Source organism: Prosthecobacter fusiformis (genome assembly GCF_004364345.1).
Lineage (GTDB): Bacteria > Verrucomicrobiota > Verrucomicrobiia > Verrucomicrobiales > Verrucomicrobiaceae > Prosthecobacter > Prosthecobacter fusiformis.
In genome coordinates, this window is the sequence record NZ_SOCA01000001.1 from 71,646 (window position 1) to 90,993 (window position 19,348).

12 protein-coding genes are annotated in these 19,348 nt (G+C 56.0%); 4 read left to right on the forward strand and 8 right to left on the reverse strand.

Translation table 11 applies throughout. The features are described 5' to 3' along the window. Positions 1-11: 11 nt before the first annotated feature. Genes vccA through vccD form a run of 4 tightly spaced genes read left to right on the forward strand, consistent with a single transcriptional unit; the run spans position 12 to position 6,876 of the window. Positions 12-4,565, forward strand: coding sequence for a Verru_Chthon cassette protein A (gene vccA, locus EI77_RS00255; RefSeq protein WP_133792755.1), 4,554 nt, complete (start codon positions 12-14; stop codon positions 4,563-4,565). A 26-nt stretch (positions 4,566-4,591) separates the two neighbouring features. Beyond that, positions 4,592-5,122: a Verru_Chthon cassette protein B gene (gene vccB / locus EI77_RS00260; RefSeq protein WP_133792756.1), complete on the forward strand. Its 531-nt coding sequence runs from the start codon at positions 4,592-4,594 to the stop codon at positions 5,120-5,122. A gap of 29 nt (positions 5,123-5,151) precedes the next feature. Next, a complete protein-coding gene (vccC, locus tag EI77_RS00265) occupies positions 5,152-6,231 on the forward strand; it encodes a Verru_Chthon cassette protein C (protein WP_133792757.1) in 1,080 nt (359 codons plus the stop codon). A gap of 12 nt (positions 6,232-6,243) precedes the next feature. Then, positions 6,244-6,876: a Verru_Chthon cassette protein D gene (vccD, locus tag EI77_RS00270; protein ID WP_133792758.1), complete on the forward strand. Its 633-nt coding sequence runs from the start codon at positions 6,244-6,246 to the stop codon at positions 6,874-6,876. Positions 6,877-6,894: 18 nt separating this feature from the next. Here vccD and EI77_RS00275 read toward each other — a convergent pair whose 3' ends face one another. From EI77_RS00275 to EI77_RS00310, 8 genes are all read right to left on the reverse strand, one after another. Next, entirely contained in the window at positions 6,895-8,442 is a 1,548-nt protein-coding gene (locus EI77_RS00275) for a sulfatase family protein (protein ID WP_133792759.1), read from the reverse strand. Then, positions 8,439-10,004 (reverse strand): sulfatase family protein, encoded by a 1,566-nt coding sequence (locus EI77_RS00280; protein ID WP_133792760.1) that lies wholly within the window; start codon positions 10,002-10,004, stop codon positions 8,439-8,441. The genes EI77_RS00275 and EI77_RS00280 overlap by 4 nt, the downstream gene beginning before the upstream one ends. Before the next feature lie 8 nt (positions 10,005-10,012). Beyond that, a complete protein-coding gene (locus tag EI77_RS00285) occupies positions 10,013-11,479 on the reverse strand; it encodes a sulfatase family protein (RefSeq protein WP_133792761.1) in 1,467 nt (488 codons plus the stop codon). 54 nt (positions 11,480-11,533) lie between these two features. Continuing rightward, positions 11,534-13,054 carry a sulfatase-like hydrolase/transferase gene (locus tag EI77_RS00290; protein WP_133792762.1) on the reverse strand — a complete coding sequence of 507 codons (1,521 nt, stop codon included), beginning with the start codon at positions 13,052-13,054 and terminating at the stop codon, positions 11,534-11,536. Positions 13,055-13,067: 13 nt separating this feature from the next. Next, positions 13,068-14,723, reverse strand: coding sequence for a sulfatase family protein (locus tag EI77_RS00295; RefSeq protein ID WP_133792763.1), 1,656 nt, complete (start codon positions 14,721-14,723; stop codon positions 13,068-13,070). A 90-nt stretch (positions 14,724-14,813) separates the two neighbouring features. Next, positions 14,814-16,607, reverse strand: coding sequence for an arylsulfatase (locus EI77_RS00300; RefSeq protein WP_133792764.1), 1,794 nt, complete (start codon positions 16,605-16,607; stop codon positions 14,814-14,816). Between the two features lie 85 nt (positions 16,608-16,692). Next, positions 16,693-18,138, reverse strand: coding sequence for an SGNH/GDSL hydrolase family protein (locus tag EI77_RS00305; RefSeq protein WP_133792765.1), 1,446 nt, complete (start codon positions 18,136-18,138; stop codon positions 16,693-16,695). Beyond that, a complete protein-coding gene (locus tag EI77_RS00310; protein ID WP_166646925.1) occupies positions 18,135-19,289 on the reverse strand; it encodes an FG-GAP repeat domain-containing protein in 1,155 nt (384 codons plus the stop codon). The genes EI77_RS00305 and EI77_RS00310 overlap by 4 nt, the downstream gene beginning before the upstream one ends. Positions 19,290-19,348 lie beyond the last annotated feature (59 nt).

A 19,348-nucleotide genomic window follows, 5' to 3' on the forward strand; every position in this document is an offset into this window, starting at 1 on the left:
AAAAACCTACCATGAACACATCCACATTACCTGCAAAATCACCGGTTAACAGCCGGAGGAAAGGGCTGGCACTGGTGCTGGTGCTCACCTCCATTTCCCTCTGCATGATTCTCCTGGTGGCGCTGCTATCCACCAGCCAGACGGAGCTGACATCCACCGCAGCCTCTGCCCGTGGAGCCTCAGCCCGCCTGTATGCAGATACTGCTGTGAGCCTCGTGATCGGCCAGATCCAGTCCGCCTCGCAGCCGGATGCGGCTACCGCAGGCATTGAGACCTGGACCTCACAGCCAGGCATGGTGCGTCAATACCAGGAAAATGGTCAGTTGCTCAAGGGTAACAAATTATACTCGGATCAAAAAATGGTGGCTACAACTGAGGCGGAAATCATCAATGATACGCCACCCGCAGACTGGGACACCCTCCCCGAGCGATATGTGGATATCAATGAACCCGTGGCCCGCCGGGATGCCAATCAACCGGGGGCACCTCCCCGCTGGTTTTACCCCATCATCGACCCTCGAGCCTATGCCAACGATCCATCCAAATCCGTCGAAGGTTTCACCTATTCCCAGTATGCCAACGGCATCTCCGGGCAGGCACTGAATGGAGTGACGCTGCCCAATGCCGATAATCCCGATGCGCAGAGGCTGCCCATGCCTGTGGAGTGGCTGTATCAGTTGAAAGACGGCACGCTAGGTTTTCTGGATGAAGAAAACACCTTCGTGGGTCCAGCCGGGGCCGTGGCCAGCAATGACAATCCCATCGTCTCCCGCATCGCCTTCTGGACGGATGATGAATCCTGCAAAATCAACATCAACACAGCCGCCGAAGGCACCGCCTGGGATACCCCGCGCCTGTATCATGAAAGGGATGGCGACTGGGCCAAATACCAGCCCATGTCCTATGAATACCAGCGCTATCCGGGGCACCCGGCCATGGTCTCGATGAGTTCCGTTCTCTTCCCTCATGAGAATATGAATCCGCCGAAGTCAGACACAGCGCAGTTTGAAAAATCCCTGGATTTCAAAGAGCAAATTTATGATCTCATCCCGAAGATCCTGCCGGGAGGCTCCAGATCAGGCTCCGTCATCGTGCCAGCAGGCCGCAACTTTAGCCCGACCGATTTCAAAGAAGTGCAGCATGCCCTGGACGAGCGCCTGTTCGCCTCCGTGGATGAATTCCTTCTGCGGGCCAAGATCGGCGAAGACGGCCAGAGGCAGGAGGTGCAGCTCAATAACAGCGGTGCATGGAGCGGACTGACCCAACCAGAAGTGTTGCAAAGACTGCGCCCTTTCCTCACCCCGCGCAGCCGTTCTCCAGAGATGAACCCCTTTGGCATGCCAAAGATCGCCATGTGGCCCCTGCACGTCATCAATAATGAACAGTACCGCAGCGTCTTTGACCGCACCATCGCCTACTGCTCCACCCTGGGCGGGAAGAACTATTACTTCACCCGCCAGAATAGCAACAGCCAGACGGAACTGAGCACGATCCTGCGGAACAGACAGTTGTTTGACTATTTGTTAGACCTTACCGCCCGGCCCATCCCAGGCTTTGCCATCAACACTGCCGCCAACTTTGAAAACAAGTATGGCGACAACCGTCAGCAGATCCTGATCGAGATCTTCGATTACATCCGCAGCACCAATCTGTATGATGACACCATCGCTGAAGCCAGTGTGGGGGATACTCCCACCATCACCTCCCTGCCCACCGCCCGGCAGACGGCTTATGCAACGAATGGAGGTCTGGCTTCCAAAACCTTCACCCCGATGCGCATCAGCCAGGGCAGCGGTACTAACAGCAGCTTCCCCGGCCACGGGCAGGTCTTGCCCACCGTGCTGCCGAAAGGGCCTAGCGAGGTCTATCGTGGTATGGGCCGGTTCTTTACCATCAGTGAGGCTGGGTTACATTTCATCGCTACAGCCCAGGGGAATACACGGGCAGGAGGTGTATCTGCTGCCAAGATCGTGCCTACATCTCCTCCTGCAGAAGCGAACTACACGCCACCTAGCTGGCGCGGCAATGAATGGGGAGATAGCAACAACTGGTACTCCAACTTCCCCCCCTTGAGCGAGGAGAACCAGGATCCAGCAAATGGCTTCTACATGACCAAATATCCCGCGAATCATCGGCTGGAAGAGCAAGATGGCAATTCCCCTGATCATCCCGGTTATAACCCCATGAACTGGAACTGGACCCTCGACAAGGACACTCCCCTGGCGAACAACGTCAAGCGCATCCAGGCCACCTTCCTCCTCGAATGGTTTTGCCCCTCCGCAGGCTGGGCCATCATCAATCCAGACTTCGCCATTGAGGTGGATGCCAGCGCGCTGCGGATCGGAGGCAAGCCCATGTTCCCTCTCAATGGCGGCAGGACTCTCATTCGGCCGTTTAAAAACATGAGCCAGGGAAACGGCATCCACCAGCGGGGTGGCACCACCTCCTACCGCGCCTTCCTTCAGGAGCGAAAACTCCCTGCTGTGGCGACAGGACTCAATGGTTATACCTCCGGCAGCATTCTCTTTGATGACACCAACATTCCCTCTGCCACCCAGGTGCCTTATTCGACAAATACAGGCCACATCAACTACTCCACCTATGCCTCCCAATCAGGGGTCCTGAAACAGTGCAATCAGTATAACCTTGTCAGTGACTTCATTGATGTGCCCGGCGGAGACCTGGGCAAAATCTCCTTCACCGGCGGAGTGGTCACGGTGAAGATCCTCACCAATACAGCGACCCCGACAGTCCTCCAGACCTTCAATTTCAATTTCCCAACCTCTCAGTTTCCCAGCCCTCTTCTGACTACCCAAAGCACGGACACCACCTGGTCACAGAATGCAGACGGCTCCTGGGTGATCAACCAGCCCGTACCCGCCCCTTACTGGTGGGCCTTCCACTCAGATGGTGCCCTGGGTCGTGATAAAAACGGACGGATCACCCAGACTGCCGCAGTGCCCGCCTCACGCATGGGGGGCCGCTTTCGCTACATTGGCAATGAAATTGGCAATTACACCGGAGCCAATTCTTACAGGCGCGGAAACCTCGCCATCCTGGACGACACCATCCAGTCCCTTGTCCTTCGGCATGGCGATCCCCGCCTAACCATGGGGCAGTATAATGTACCGGTCAGTGAGTTTGAGCGGCACCGCCTTTATGGACAGCAGCGCATGGCCCACAACATCGTCCTCCGCCACTGGAGTGAAGGTCCAGGCCTTGACCAGGGGCTGGACAAAAAGGGCTGGCGGCTCGTCAAAGATGCTGACTACTACGCCTCGTTCCTTCCAGACCACCCCTACTCTCCCGCATGCGGTGCTGGACTGCAAAAGTATGGCGACTTCGACCGAGGCATCACCAACCAGACGGACGGTGCTTACATCAACAAACCCGACGAAGGCAACAGCTACAGCGTCATCAGCAGCAGCGACCAGGAACAACTCGTCCCTTACTTTTCCAATTCCTACAATTCCTGGACTGGCGGGTCATCCTACTTTTCCCCTAACCGCCAAGTAGCCTCTCCCGGCATGTTTGGCTCCCTTCCCACGGGCATTCACAATGCCGGTGCAAGTCCCGCAGGCAAAAGGCGTGAGCCCTGGCGCACCCTCCTTTTCCGTCCACAGACTTGGAGCACCAAACGCGGCCAGCAGTTCCACATTGGCGCACCGCAGGCGCTCAAAGGTTATGGCGTTGCCGCCGCAGGACTGCCCATCCAGGGCGTCAATCCTCCGGACTACCTTTTCATGGACTTCTTCTGGATGCCCATCGTGGAGCCTTATGCCATCAGCTCACCCGGCTCCACCGCAGGTAAGATCAACATGAACTACCAGATGGCCCCCTTCCGCCACATCCGGCGCACCACGGGGCTGCATGCGCTGATGAAAAGTGAGATCCTTACTGCTGTCTCCCATGCCGATGCCAACGTCTATCTGCGCCGCCCTACCGGAGCCCCCAAAGGTGCCGAGGAGAGTTGGTTTTGGAAAGAGGACACGAGCGCCAGCGGCAAGAAATTCTGGCATCGACAGATCGATACCGAAGCCACGCTGAAGCTTTTTGACGAACGTTTTAAGAATGGCTTCGCCTTCATCTCCCCAGCCCAGATTTGTGAAATGTATCTGCTGCCCAAGCGGACAGATCCATCGGATACCCTCGTGCCTAACCAGTGGCCGGACCAGATCGCCAACCTTCTCAAGGCCACCTCCGCAGACAGCATTCTCAAATTTTGGGAAGAGCATGCCATCACTGCTGAAAACTTGAAGGAGCGTCCTTATACCAACCTGTATCCGCGCCTCACCACACGGTCTAACACCTACCAAGTCTTCGTCCGTACCCAGGTCATCCGCAAAGCACGCTCCTCCGACCCCACCAAGTTCGAAACTGGCAAAGACCAGATTGGTGCTGAGTATCGCGGGTCCGCAGTGATCGAGCGTTACCTGGATCAAAACGACCCACAGCTCCTGCCTGCCAGCGGCTTGGACTTTGCCGTGGGAAACATGACCACCAAGCCACATCTCGATGAGCTCCACAGGTTCCGCGTCATCGCTCAAACCCGTTTTGACCCTTGATCTAAAAACCTCAAAAACCACATCCCATGAAAATCACCCACCCGCAGCAGCACGCGCCTTGCACCTCCCCCTTACCTCCAGGCTTTTCCCTGGTTGAGGTCATGATGTCCATGGCCATCGCCTCATTGGGCTTCATCACCATGCTCGGTCTTCTGCCCCATGGGTTGGAGCTCTCCCGCAATGCAGCCTCCATTTCAGCCGAATCCAGGATCAATCAAAAGCTCGCCGGTGAGTTGCAAACAGCCACCTGGGAAGACCTTAACTGGGAAGGCTACGGCCCCACCCGTTACTTCAATGACCAGGGCATTGAGCTCAATGCAGACGAGGTCACTGCGGAAGGGGCCGACAGTTTCAGCCTCAGCTATGTAGCCTCCGTCCAGATGCCGGCTGAACCAATGGACCTCGTCCTGCCTGCCAACAATCCTAATCGCCCGGCGGAGACTTATCTGCGCCGCCTGCGCATCTGCATCGCTCCCACTTCCAACCCGGACTTCGACTTCCAATCCGCACCCGATCGCCGCGTGACCAGCTACACGGCCATCATTGCCAAAAACTGAAGCACGGGCATCGAAACCCCACCTCCCCCATGAAACCTGATCCCCGCTTAATTCCCCGCATCCGCCGCATTGGCTTCTCCCTGGTGGAGCTTCTTGTCTCCATGACGGTGCTCAGCATGATCATGCTCATGTCCGCCCGTTTCATCGGCCAGATGCAGGAAACCTGGTCTGCCAGCAATGCACGCCTGGAACAGTTTCGCGAGGCACGCGGTGCCTTTGAAATCATCACTCAGTCCCTGCGCCAGGCCACGCTGAACACTTATCTCACCTATGAATACAACACCGGTGACTCCCCCACGGTGCCCACCTCCCGGGAGGAGGCTCCTCTCAAATACATCCGTCATTCAGAGTTGCAGTTCATCAATGGCAGTGCGGCAGAACTCCTCGGCGAGGATTCACCTGAATTCGTGAAAAACCACGCCGTCTTTTTTCAGGCCCCCATGGGGGTCAGCTCACGGACAGGATACGAAGGCCTGCAGCGCCTCCTTTGCGGACGCGGTTATTTCATCCACTATGGCAATGACGATGCTTACCGGCCCAAGCATGTGCAGACCAGCCGCACACGTTTCCGCCTCTGGGAATACCGGCCAACTTCGGAATTCAATGAAGTCTATTCCGTCACTCCTGGAGAATGGTTCGCCAAAGCAGCGGATCAAATCATCCAGCCAGGCGAATCGGTCAACACGCCATCCCACTCACGGCCTGTAGCTGAAAACATCGTCGCTCTCATCATCTCCCCGCAGATCACCGATCAGTCGGCCAGAGCGCAAGAAAGAGATGCCACCTGGATCGCTCCTGCCTATGCCTATGACTCCACAGCCATCGTCGGCGCCACGCTCAACAGCCCTCAAGGCACCCAGCATATGCTCCCGCCTGTCGTTGTTGTCACCCTCGTCGCCATCGATGAAGCCTCAGCGGCGCGTCTTCAAAGCCTCCAGCCCGAAGGCGTGCCAGACCTCCTCCCCGACGATGCTTTTACAGAGACAGGCAATTTCACTCAGGACCTCGCCGCTCTGGAGCAAAACCTGCGCGATAGAAAATTAAACTATCGGGTCTTTTCCACAGCCGTGCCCATGCGCAATTCCAAATGGAATCAGCTCTACCAGTAAACCCCGAACATCATGAAAAACCTTTCTCCTCATTCTTTTGGCAGGGTATTGCGCCCGGCGTTTTCATTGATTGAAATTATCGTCGTCGTCATGATCATCGCCATCCTCATGGCCCTCATGACGCCTCCTCTGCTCAGTGTTATGGAGGGCAATCGTCTCACACAAAGTGGCCAGGGCCTGCTCTTCCGTGTCTCCATGGCCCAGCAGATGGCCCTCACGGACAACCGACCTGTCGAACTGCGCTTTTTCCACTATGCGGATGACAACGGTTTTGAAGGCTACCACGCCACGCAAATCTATTTTTATGATGAAGCCAGCAATGACCAGGAGCCTATCGAAAGCCCCCTTTATTTCAGTCAGGGAATCATGATTCCAGACAGCCCAGTTTCACCCCTCCTCTCAGGACTCACTGAAGATGCTCCTGCTGCCGAAAAGGAACCTTTCAAATCCATGGGAGCCAAATATCAGCGCATCATCTTTTACCCCAATGGCTCCACCAGCATCAATGCACCCCTGCGCGATGCTTACCTGACCCTTTGCGCCGTGCGCACGGATACCAGTGATGCATCCGTGCCTCCTATCAATTATTACACCATTCAGATTGATCCCGTCAACGGCAGCACCAAAAGCTACCGCCCGAACTGAACCAAATCCTGGCGCAGTTCATTTCCCCTCCTTCGCCCATTGCTTCATCAGTGCGATGTTACGCTCAATTTCTGCACCGCCCTTCTTGCGATAGTCCACCATGTCGCTGTCATACATCGCTTCAGATTCTGGCCCCGCATCCTTCGTCTCCGTCATCCACTGGTCCAGCTTTGCCCGGTGGCTTTCCAACACTTCACGATAGTCTGGATTTGCCGCCAAATTTGTCACCTGCCAGCGATCATTCACATACTCATACAGCTCCTCAGCCTGCCGCTTCGGACTAAACAACAGTTCTTCAGAGACTGATGGAAGCGTCCCCGCCTCATGCGCAGCACGCAGCACCCTCACGATGTCCTTGCCATCCTTGTAAGCATTCGGCTGTAAATGCGGCCGCTCTGGATAAAAATTACGGATGTATAAAAACTTGTCGGTGCGCACACTGCGGATGCGTTCCACCGTTTCATCACAGCGGTCTCTAGCGGCATACACCGCCTCACGCGCTTTATAATCCTTCGCCAGCACATCGCGCCCCTGCATCACCTCAGGCACTGGCAGGCCTGCCGCAGCCAAGGATAAAGGAGCCATATCAATCTGCTGGATCATATCCTCGCGCACCGTTCCTGGGACTATCCCTGGGCCACGTACCACAAAGGGAATACGGGAGCCTTCATCATAAAGAAACTGCTTCCCCCGTGCATGGCTGATGCCGTGATCCGTCATGAAAATGATCAGCGTATTCTCCAGCAGCCACTCTGCCTCCAGACGTGCTAGCACCTTCCCCACATGCTTGTCCGTCAGCTTAACCGCATCCAGATACGCCGCCCAATCTTCCAGCAGCACCGGATCACGCGGGTAGTAGGGTGGCAGGGTCACTTTTTGCGGATCGGTAGCTTCACCAAATTCTGCCTTGGCCCTTTCAGCCAGTGCACGTGCATTCCGGGAATCACCACCCCTCAGCTTTCCACCAGGTAATTGCACCTGCATGAAAAACGGCTGGTCCTTGCCACGCCCAGCCCAGTCATGGCTGTCATACATCGCGGGATCCCATTCAAAATTATAGTCCGTCTTGCCCAACCGACTTTCAGGCGGATTCCCGGCCAACTTCGCCCGCTTTGCCGCCTTCTTGCCCTTCGGCAGGCCGAAGGGAAGCCCCCGCGCATCCAGATCCGGAAGCCCACTGCCAATGCAGGTATAGTATCCACCTTTCTGAAACAGAACAGGCACTGGCTCTACACCTTCCGGCAAGTGAATTTTCAGCTCTCCCCGCCCACTCCGGTGATGATGCGCCCCTATCGTCGTCTGATACATCCCCGTGATCATCGCCGAGCGGCAGGTAGAGCACACCGGTGCCGTCACCTGGGCCCGAGTAAACTTCATTCCTTCTTTCACCAGCCGGTCCACATTTGGCGTATTGATCGTCGTTTCCCCATAGCTGGAAAAATGGGCCGACATGTCATCCACGACAAACCATAGAATGTTAGGCCGCTCAGCCCCCTGCATGCACGGCGTCATCATCATGGCAGCACATGCCACGATACAGTTAACGAAGGATAGGATGGATCTCATGGTTGTTGGACAGGTTCCTTTTCAAAATCAGTTTCATTCACCCAACCCGCATTGGGCTTCTCACCCTTCATAAATTTCTCGTAAAACCCTTCACCGTTTGTGGGCTTGTATTCGTCGAAGATCTTCCCCTGCCCCATCATGCGCGGGTCACCCTGCGCTTTCATCGCATCCTCCATCCTTGTGCGCAGGCTTTTGATCTTCTCTTCATGCACAGACTCTCCTGCCAAATTATAAACACAGTCCGCATCCACGCTCAGATCATAAAACTCTTCAGCCGCACGGATGCCAAAGTTCAGCTTCCAGTATTTGTCGTTCCGGTCCTTCCGCCCCATCTCCAAGATCAATGATTTGGTCGGACTGCCATCCGTGTCCAGATAGCCTGTCTCCGGATTACCCGCTGGCCAACGTGTCGGCTCATAGTTCTTCAGATACAGATGCGTCGCCGTGACGATGCCCCGGATGGGATATCCCCAGTCATGCGGCCTGCCCACATCCGTGCGCTCTTTGCCGATCAGCACATGATCCCGCTCCGCCAGCACCTGGCCCGCCTTTTCACTCTCCAGGATCGGCCTCCAGCTTTTTCCCGTGATCGCCAGCATCCCACTGTCTTTCTCCGCGATGCCCGCATAGTCCAGCATCGTTGCTGCGATGTCTGTGAAATCCACAAAGTCATCAATCACCCGTCCACTCTTTTTCATACCGCCAGGAAACCGGATCGCCAGCGGGATATGATTAGAGTCATGATAAGCATAACCCTTCACCCGGGGGAATGGCATACCATGGTCGCTGGTTACAATGATCAGCGTATTGTCCAGTTCCCCGCGTTTCTCCAACTCCGCAATCATCCGCGTCAAATGAGTGTCCATATGCTCCACTTCATAGGCATAGTCTAACATATCATGCCGTACGATTTCATCATCCGGCCAGTAGGCAGGCACGCGGTCGATGTCGCTTAGCTTCTTGCCACCTTTTTCCACACCCGTCTTGAATTCGTATCCGCGATGCGGCTCCGTGCTTCCATACCAGAAACACCAGGGCTTACCCTCCTCTTTCTCCTCAAGGAAATCAGTAAAATTCGCCGCATAATCATTGTTGCCCATCGCCGTCGTGGGTGGTTTCGCTTTGCGTTTGTTATAGGGTTTGCCCGTGATCTGGCGCGGTTTTCCATCCGCATCATTGGCGATCCCCGGCCCCCATCCCTTTCCTGTGATGCCCATGTGCCAGCCCTTGGCCATCAGCACCTCCGGCCAGCTTTTGAGCTTTGGGGGAAAGACCGCCATATGGTTCCCCGCCTCTTCATTCTGCCACAGATGACGCCCCGTCAGCACGATCGCCCGGGATGGTGCGCACTTCGCCATCGGCGTATATGCATTCTTGAAAATCACCCCCTCTTTGGCGATCCGGTCAAACCCCGGCGTCTTCACCCACTTCGTGCCATAGGCCCCCGCATGCGGCCCCCAGTCATCGGCGATGGCAAATAGAATGTTAGGCCGCTTTGCCTCTGCTGCGGCTGCATTCAGCACGCCACAGGCTATGATTAAAAGAGTAAATATCCGTTTCATCAAAGTCCTCATTCTTGGCTTTTCTTTCCCTTTTTCCCCTTCTTCCCCTCTTTGCCGCCGCTCTCAATGAAGCTCGTGTAAGCCCAATACGACGTCCACTCCTTCACGTAAGGTTTATACATTTCTGATTCAAACCAAAAGATGGATTCTGGATCTGGCGGCGTCACCTTACCTTCAGGATAATCCTGCCCCGCAAAGCTGGCATCCACACTCTCATTCCAGACTTGCCACGCTGCCTTCATCTTCGCCATCAACTCAGGCTTTTCGGCACTCAGATCCTTTGTTTCCTGGGCATCCGATTCCAGGTCATAAAGCTCAAATGGCCCCGCCTTCAGGTCATTCGCCACCAGCTTGTATTGGTTGTCCACAAACGCTGTTTTCGCTCCATACCGGAAGAAGATCGGCTTCTCTCGGGAGCCAGTCTCTCCGTCAAACAACGGCTTCAGGCTTACCCCGTCCACAGGTTGGATGAACGAGCTGTCCGGCAGCCCCACGATGTCCGCCACCGTCGGAAACAGGTCCACCACGCATGCTGGATGCTGAGTCACCCGCGCCTTCACCACGCCCGGCCATTCCATGATTCCCGGCACCCTCAGCCCACCTTCGTAAACTTGGCCCTTGTTGCCGCGCAGCCCGCCCGTTGTGTTCGGCTGGATGTTCGGCAACCCACCATTGTCACTGCAAAAGACCAGCAGCGTATTCTTCTCCAGCCCAAATTCACGTAGCTTCTGCCGTAGCGTGCCGATGCTCCGGTCCATAGCCACCAATTCACCATGATGATTGGCTGATTCTTCGTCCAGATCCGCAAAGGCCGACCGGTCCGCATCGCTTGCCTTGAACGGTGAATGCGGAGTGCCATACCAGATCACCGTAAACATCGGCTTGCCACTGGCACGATGCTTGTCCAAAAACTTCACTGCTTCATCCACGATCAATTCAGATGAATCCCCCGTCATCTTTTCCGGCACACCGTTACGACCCAGGTAAGGATCCATGTCAATGAAGTTGGTCGCCGACAGCCATTCATCAAAACCAAATGCCCCTGGACTGCGTGGGTCAGCCGCCAGCACCGGCGCTCCGGGCCCCTTGAATCCATTGAGGTGCCATTTGCCAAAGTGGCCCGTCACATATCCTTTCGTCTTCAGTGCCTGGGCAATGGTCTTCTCCTGAAGCCTCAGGCCATAACCATGCGTCAACACGCCCGTGCGTTCATTGGTGCGTCCCGTCATCACACAGGCTCGCGTTGGAGAGCATACCGGATTCCCGGCATAAAAGCGGTCAAAGCGCAGACCGTTCTCCTCCATCGCATCCAGATTCGGCGTCTTCAGCACCGGATGTCCCCGATACCCTGTCTGCCCCCAGCCCATGTCATCCGCCATGACAAAGATAATGTTAGGCTTCACCTCCTGCGAAAGAGCCCGCCCCGTCACCAGGGCCACGGTGCATAAAATTCCAAAGGTTAAAAATGTTCTCATCACTTGATATGTTTGCAGCCCCAGCCGCAGTTCTTGTTCACCCGCTTTATACTTTTATGGCAGCTTCGGTTTCACCCGCGTCTTGCCATCTGTATCCACAGGATACACAGCCTGATGCGCCTCCAGCTCCGCCACCAGCGTCTTCATCATCCTCCCCAGTTCTTCAGGCTTTTCTCCCGCCAGATCCTTCTGCTCAAAGGGATCATTCTTCAGATTGAATAACTGGTAATGAGATCCTTTCGAGACCTTCGTGGGGAAGTAATGGTATATCACTTTCCATTCTCCATCACGCAGGCTCGTCCAGTAATCCGTGCGATGGGGTGAATGCGGATAATGCATCAGGAAGCGCTCACCTCTTTCTGCATCGGCCTGTCCCGTCAGCAGCTTCGCCAGCGGCAGTCCATCCACCACATGCCCAGCAGGCGCAGCCACACCCGTGAGCGCCAGAACTGTCGGGAAAAGGTCCTGCACCGCTGCCTGCTGGCGCTGGATCACACCCGCCGGGATGGGCAGCATTTTCTGAAACCGGTTCTCCTCATTCCGCTTCGCCCAGGCCGCGATGAACGGCACACGCATGCCCCCTTCATAATGCGCACCTTTTTTACCCCGCAGCGGCGCTGCACAGGCCACCTCATGCTCATTGCCCAAAGGTGCATCACTGCCATTGTCACCCAGGAAGAAGATCAGCGTATCCTCCGCCACGCCCAGCTTGTCCAGATGATCCAGCAGATCTCCCAAGGACTTGTCCATCCCCTCCACCAGCGTCGCAAAAGCCTGTGCCGGAGCTTCTTTCCCACTGTCCTTGTAATTCGCCTCAAACCGGGGATCCGATTCAAACGGTGCATGCACTGCATAATGGGCAAAGTAGAAAAAGAATGGCTCCTTTTCTTTGGCCAGTGCATTCAGCTTATCCTTCGCTTCCAGTGTCAGTGCTTCTGTGAGGAAGATATCCTTACCGTGATACTTCTCCAGATGTGGCACTGCGTTATTTTCACGCTTGCTACCCCAGCCAAAATTCTTAGCTGCATAATAGCTGCCCGGTGCCCCCATTGCGCCGCCGCCCACATTAGTTTCGAAGCCCAGGTTCAGAGGCTCCCCACCCTCTAATGCCTTGGGGCCAAAGTGGGCCTTGCCGATGTGCAAAGTATTGTAACCAGCTCCGTGCAGCACAAAGGGCAGGGTTACATCCCCTCTTTTCAGACCTGCCCAGTTCCAGTCCGGCGGACCTTGAGGTCCCGCATTGTCCTTCTCAGGATTGATCCAGTTCGTCGCCCGGTGCCGCGCCGCATTCTGGCCCGTCATGATGGAAATGCGCGTCGGCGAGCAAACACTCATCGCGCAAAAGTTGTTAAACCGGATTCCCTGCGCCGCCAACCGCTCCATCCCCGGCGTGCGATAATGCTCATTGAGCGGATACTTCTTTGGTTTCCCTTCCGCATCCGTCAGGAACGGCACGGAGGTATCCATCACGCCCATATCATCCACCAGGAAGACAACAATATTAGGCCGGTCAGCAGCCACAGTCACGCCCGCCCACAACGACAGGATTGAGAAAAGAAGAAATGCTTTTTTCATACAGTACGAGGTCTCAGTCTTCCGCTTTCTTCTTGCCCTTGCCTTTGCCCTTCCCCTTGCCTTCCGGCTCGGCCAGAGGACCGGCCAGCGGAGGGTTTTCATAATACGCACCGTCATTGACCAGCCGTGGATCCCCCGTGCGGCTCAGTTCATCCATGAGCCGTTTTTCCAGCTCAGCCTTCACCTCCGCATACGCCGGGTCTTCCGCCACATTCTTCGTCTCATGAGGATCCTTCTTCAAATCATAGAGTTCATACTTCGGCCGCTTGCCATAGATCCATTCATAATGCGCCTTCCACTCCGGTGTTTTGCGCACCCCCACCAGCCAGGCCTTGGTCGGCCCGGAATCATCGTCCGGATGCGTCGTCCGAGTGACATCGCGGATCTCCTCCATCGTCGGCTCCACCGGTCCGTCCAGCCTATAGGGATCTCCCAGCGGCCAGCGGTCCGGGCGGAAGTTGATGATGAACAGATGGTCCTTCGTCGTGATCGCCCGCTGTGGGTAGGGGCTGTAATCCGCCCGGGCACTTTCCACATGCCTTTCACGTCCGGTAAAGACCTGCGTGCGCGTCTCATCCACCTGGCCTGACTTGTCCGATTTCAACACAGGCCACAGACTGCGGCCCGTCATCACCTCAGGAGCGGACAATCCTGCTGCTTCCAGGAATGTCGGAGCCAGATCCGTCAAGTTGACAAAATCATCCACCACACGCCCACCTTTGACTCCAGGTCCCGTGATGGAAAGACTCACACCTGTTCCAAAGCCATACAGGTTACACTTGCCGTGAGGAAAGCCCGGTGCTCCATGGTCGCCACTGATGACGATCAGCGTATTCTCCAGCTTACCTGATTTCTCAAGCTCCGCCACCAGCACCCCGATGCCGTGATCCCAGGCCTGCACTTCGCCAAAGTAATCCGCCAGGTCCTCCCTCACCTCCGGCACATCCGGCAGATAAGGCGGCATCTTTCCCTTGAGCGAATCCGGATCAATGTCCCACAGCTTCTTGCCGCTGCCCTGGGTCCACGAGCGATGCACATTCGTCGGTCCAAACCAGTAGCAGAAAGGCTTGCCTCCATCATTCGCTTTCAGGAAGTCACTGAAATTCCCACGCACTTCCGCATACAGCTCTTCCTTCGCCGCCTCCAACGGCTTTCCTTCTCCCACCATCTTCGTCACGTTTTGTGAAAATTGGTTAAACCGTCCGCCTGCTGCCTGAAACGCATACTTCTGCCCCCCATACGGCGCATCCGAAGGCGAGCCCGGTCCCCACACCTTATAAGTCTTGCCGATGTGATACCCTGCGTCATTCAGCAGCAGCGGATACGCCGGGATCTTCTCATCCCACACCGCCCCGCGCAGAATGCCTCCACGCCCCGTCCGCCAGAAATACTGTCCTGACAGGAGCGAGCTTCGGCAAGGTGTGCATGACGGTGCATTCACATGCGCATTGCGAAACAGTACACCCTTCTTCGCCAGTTTATCAAAGTTCGGCGTTTTGAGCACATCGTTTACTCCGCCCTTGCCATTCACCTCAGCATAAATGCTGGCAAAGCGTCCCCAGTCATCGGCAAAGAAAAACAGAATGTTGGGACGCTCCTGCGCCTGAGACAAAGAAGGAGCCAGGGATAACCCCAGGCCCAATGCGAGTATGAAGAGTCGGCTGATCATCGGACCGTGTTCAACGCCCAAATCCGCCGGAGCTTTCCACAGAATTAAAAAAGCATCTCCACTTTAGACCCTCATCCTGCTCCTGGTCATTCATTCCATCCGCTCAAGCCTGACATGCTTTAGATCCATCACCTGGACACCCGGTTTAGACACAGCTTCCAAGACGAGTTTCACGGGTCCCTTCGGCAGTTCCACCCTGCCCATCTGGATACTCTTCCATTCCCGGTTCCTATACCGCAGGCGACCCGCCTCATCCCGGTGCGGCAGCGGGATGTCCACCGCTGGTGCGAATGCCATCGTCGCCTCCAGCTTGGCATCTCCCGCCGTCAGGCGCAGCCTCGCTCCTTCATCCTCGGAGGAGCAGACGCCGGCAATCTCCACCTCATAACTTCCAGCTTCCACCACGTCCACGTCAAACCACACCCGCGCAGCAGCATCCGTCCATCCCGTCAGCCAATCATTGGCAAAGCCCGGTCCCGAGGCGAAGTGCAGGGGCTCATCAAAATAGGCCTGTGGGGCATGCAGTTCCACGGGGTTATGCTCCGCATGGCCCACGGGCAGAGGCATCCTGCGCAGACCGTCTCTCGCAGTTTCATCATACCACGTCTCATAACGTGCGCTGAGGTCCTGCACCAATTCTGCATGCTTGTTCGCGATGTTCTTTTCCTGACCGGCATCCGCCTCCATGTCATAGAGCTGCCACGGCGTCGCCCCAGCATCATTGGCCTTGGCTTTGGATCCACCAGACGGCCCTTTGATCTCCCGCACCAGCCGATAGCGCTGCGTACGCACCGCCCCTGGATAACGGTTCGTTTCATCAATCGGATTGTGCGTAAAAAGGATCCGCTCAGGCCAGTCCTGCGCCTCTTCTTTTTCCAAAAGTGGGCGCAAGCTCACCCCATCCACCTTTGGGCCTTCGGGCATCTTCACTCCGCAAAGGTCCAGCAGGGTCGGGTATAGATCGATGTGCGATACAATCGGCTTTACCACATGCGCTTTCCATTTGGCCCCCGCCCATTGGATGAATAGCGGCACCCGGCTGCCACCTTCATGCACACTCGTCTTCCCACCGCGCATGCCTGCATTGTATGTCTTCACGCCAGCGGTACCTCCATTATCCGTCAGGAATACCACAATCGTATTCTCCGCCATCTTCATCTCTTCCACATGCGCCATCAGCCGCCCGACATTATCATCAATGTTTTCGATCATCCCATAAAAGGCCGCCAGCGTCTCCGTCATCCCCTGAGCCTTGAACTTGTCATAATACCGGTCCGGCACCTGGTATGGCGAGTGCGGTGCATTGTAGGCCAGGTAACAAAAGAACGGCTGCTCCTTGCTCGCGCTGATGAACTTCATCGCCTCATCCGTCAGCACGTCTGAGATATAGCCCTTCGTCTTTTCCGGCTTGGCTCCACGCAGCAGCGTCGCATCGAAGTATTGGTTCCAGTGCCCGTTGTTAAACCCCATAAATTCATCAAACCCCTGCCCCTGAGGCGTGAAGGGATACTGCTCGCCGTTGTGCCACTTGCCCAGGCAGGCTGTGCGATATCCAGCAGGTTTTAAAGCTTCCGCCAGGGTCACTTCGGTGGCGCGCATCGCCTCCCGGTTATGCGTCACCCCATGACAGCCCGTGCGCACCGGATAGCGTCCTGTCAGCAGGGCCGCACGTGTAGGTGCACAAAAGGAGTTCACATAAAATCGGTCAAACCGCACCCCATTCTCCCCCAGCCGGTCAATGTTCGGCGTGTGCAGATGCGGATTCCCGTGAATGGACAGGTCCCCATAGCCCTGGTCATCCGTGAGAATGAGCAGGACATTCGGCGCTCCCTTCAGCATCGCCTGATTGGCGATGAACAACAAAAACAGGAAAATATATTTCATCTTATGTTAGGCCTAAGTGTTATTCAACGAATCCCTGCTGGCGGCTTTTCAGCTTATCCGGGGTAATGTTTGATAGCTCACCCTTTTACTTCATAGGCGGCTGAAAAACATCCACCGCGCGGATGCGTACCGGGTTGACATCCACGGTGATCAGCTCCACCGTATGAGGCCCGTTCTTTAGCATGTTTGCCAACCGAATGCGAAAAACACCTGCCTCACCACCCTCCGGAGGCACAAAGGAAACCTCCGGCACAGTCACCCTTTGTACACTGAAGGTGAATTGGTCGCCCTTGCGATTACGTTCCGCCCGCCGCCACAGTTCCGGCTCGATCTGGATCTGCGCGGATGCGCTGGTAAAGGGCTTGAAAGCATTGCCGTCACCATCTTTCCCTGTCACGCTTCCAGTCAGCGTATAATCGCCCACATCGCTGGTCATGAGGATCGTCCATTCCTGCGGTATCTGCCTATCTCCCAGCGTCACACCATGCGGAGACATATCCCGTGGATTGTCCGTCTTCAGAGTCTTTGTATTTCTTTTGTCACCCAGGATATAGGTGGCCAGGAAGCAAGGCGCTTCCCCCGCATCCATACCGTCAATCCTCACCTTCAACTTCCCCGCATCCGCTGCAGAAACGCCGATCAATTCCACCCGGTTGCCCTCAAAAGTTACTTTCACCGTTGCCCCGGTACTTGATGAAACCAGATCCTCTCCCTCAAGCCTGAAGCCTTTGGCCGAACCCGCAAGCTCCTTCGCGCTCACTCGCTTCTCGCGCACAGCCGACTTTGGATAGATGGAAGGACGCCGCAAGTGGCTGAGGATATTCGCATTGATGATATGCGCCCCGTACCCGTTCTGATGCACCGCATCCTTCAGAAGTGGCTGGATGGGCAGACCGTTCTCTTGAAGATAAGCACCCCAATCCCGGCGATTTTCCACAAATTCCGCCCCATGCTTTGCACACACCTCGCGCAACGCAGCCACCTTTTGATCCACGGCATCTTCCGACTTGCCCCAGTTCGGTTCATCCCGCATCCGCCAGTGAATGCTCGGCACCAAAATGTCAGCAGTGGTGTGTTTGCGGATATCCGCCAGCAACAGGTCCAGATCCTTCGGATCTCCTATGGTATAGGTGATGAAAAGATCCGGCTGATCTGCATACACCAGATGCCGCGCCCAGCCGCGCAGGTATAACCAAGGGCACGAATTCCCCACCATCTTTTTATACTCAATTGACGGTGCTTTTGGAAACCGTTTGGGGATCTCTTCCTGCCACACCTCACCGTTGCCCAGCATGTGCGTATAGCTGGAGCCCAGTGCCCAAATTTTAAAGGGACGTGCCGGGATAAATCCATTCTCCAGCTTGTCCATCGTCTGCCGCAGATACTGGCCAGCCTCCGGCGGCGGCCTCGGCACATATTCTTTTCCACCAGGCGGTGGTCCTTGATGGTCCACAAACGTGACCCCCTCCTGTGCACGGAGGGTTACAAAGGCCATCTGCAAAACACACGCACTCAGGAGCAGGCGGATCATAGTTTGGAAGACAAGTGCGGGTTCTCATACCAGACAACGCCAAGCTGGTCGCGCTCCTCACAGGTCATCACATCCAGGTCGCCATCATTGTCGAAATCAAGTAGCTGCATCAGATCAAATTTCACTCCGACCGGCCCGCCCAGAGGATGCTGCTTCCAGGGGGCATTGGCCTGCTGCTCCAGCCAGACGATTCCCTCCAGATCCCCCTTGGCATTCTCACATGTATAGAAAAGATCCATGAGACCATCGCCATTTACATCCGCCGCTTTCACAGCTTTAGCATCCCCCAGCTTCTCCTTTTGAAGCAGGATCGTCTGCTCCAGCCAGGCACCATCTTTTTGACGCAGGTAGATCAGGATCTCCACCGGCTTCACGGCCACGATGACATCCAGCAAACCATCGCCATTCACATCCGCGATATCGGCAAACATCACCTGCTTCCCCTGCGCCCCGATGGCATGTTCCTTCCACTCCGCCACCTTGCGCACGGCCTCTGCCCCTGGATTCTCCAGCCAAAACACCCCGGTGCGATCCCCCTTGCGGTCAGTGAAAAGAATGTCGTCATCTCCATCCCCGTCCATGTCATGCGGAGTCAGTGACATGATCCAGCCCGCATTCCGCAGCACATGATACTTCCAGGCAGCCAGATCCGCAGGATCCTCGGGAGCTTGCAGCCAGCCGATAGTGGCCCCCGGACCTTTGGAGGACAGCACTAAATCCGTCCCATGCTGACCATCCAAATTCGCAGCATAAGCCTGCATCCACATCTGTTTCCCGTCAGTCGCTGGAAAGGCGTCTGTGGTCCAGTTCTTCTCGTCCAGCACATCGCCCTTACCGCCGGTGAAACGATGCCAAAAGACACTCCGTGTTTTACCTTCAGTCACGCTTACCCCCTCCAGCCGGCCATCATTGTCCAGGTCCGCCAGGATGGCATCTTCCGCATCCATCACCTTGCCCACAGTCACTCGCGGCCACGGCTTCTTCGTCGCTTCATGGCCAGGGTGCAGATAAAGACGCACCACGCCCCCCTCTTCCCAACCGGTGATGAGATCTGGCAGACCATCCCCATTCACATCCCCCGTCTTCACTCCATCCGCCCCCCGGCTGCTGTCATCCACCGCATGCCGGTTCCAAACAGGTCCGGGTGCCATCTCCACCGTGTTTGCTCCTTGCCCTTGCACATTCATGAATGAGAACGCGCATAACAAAA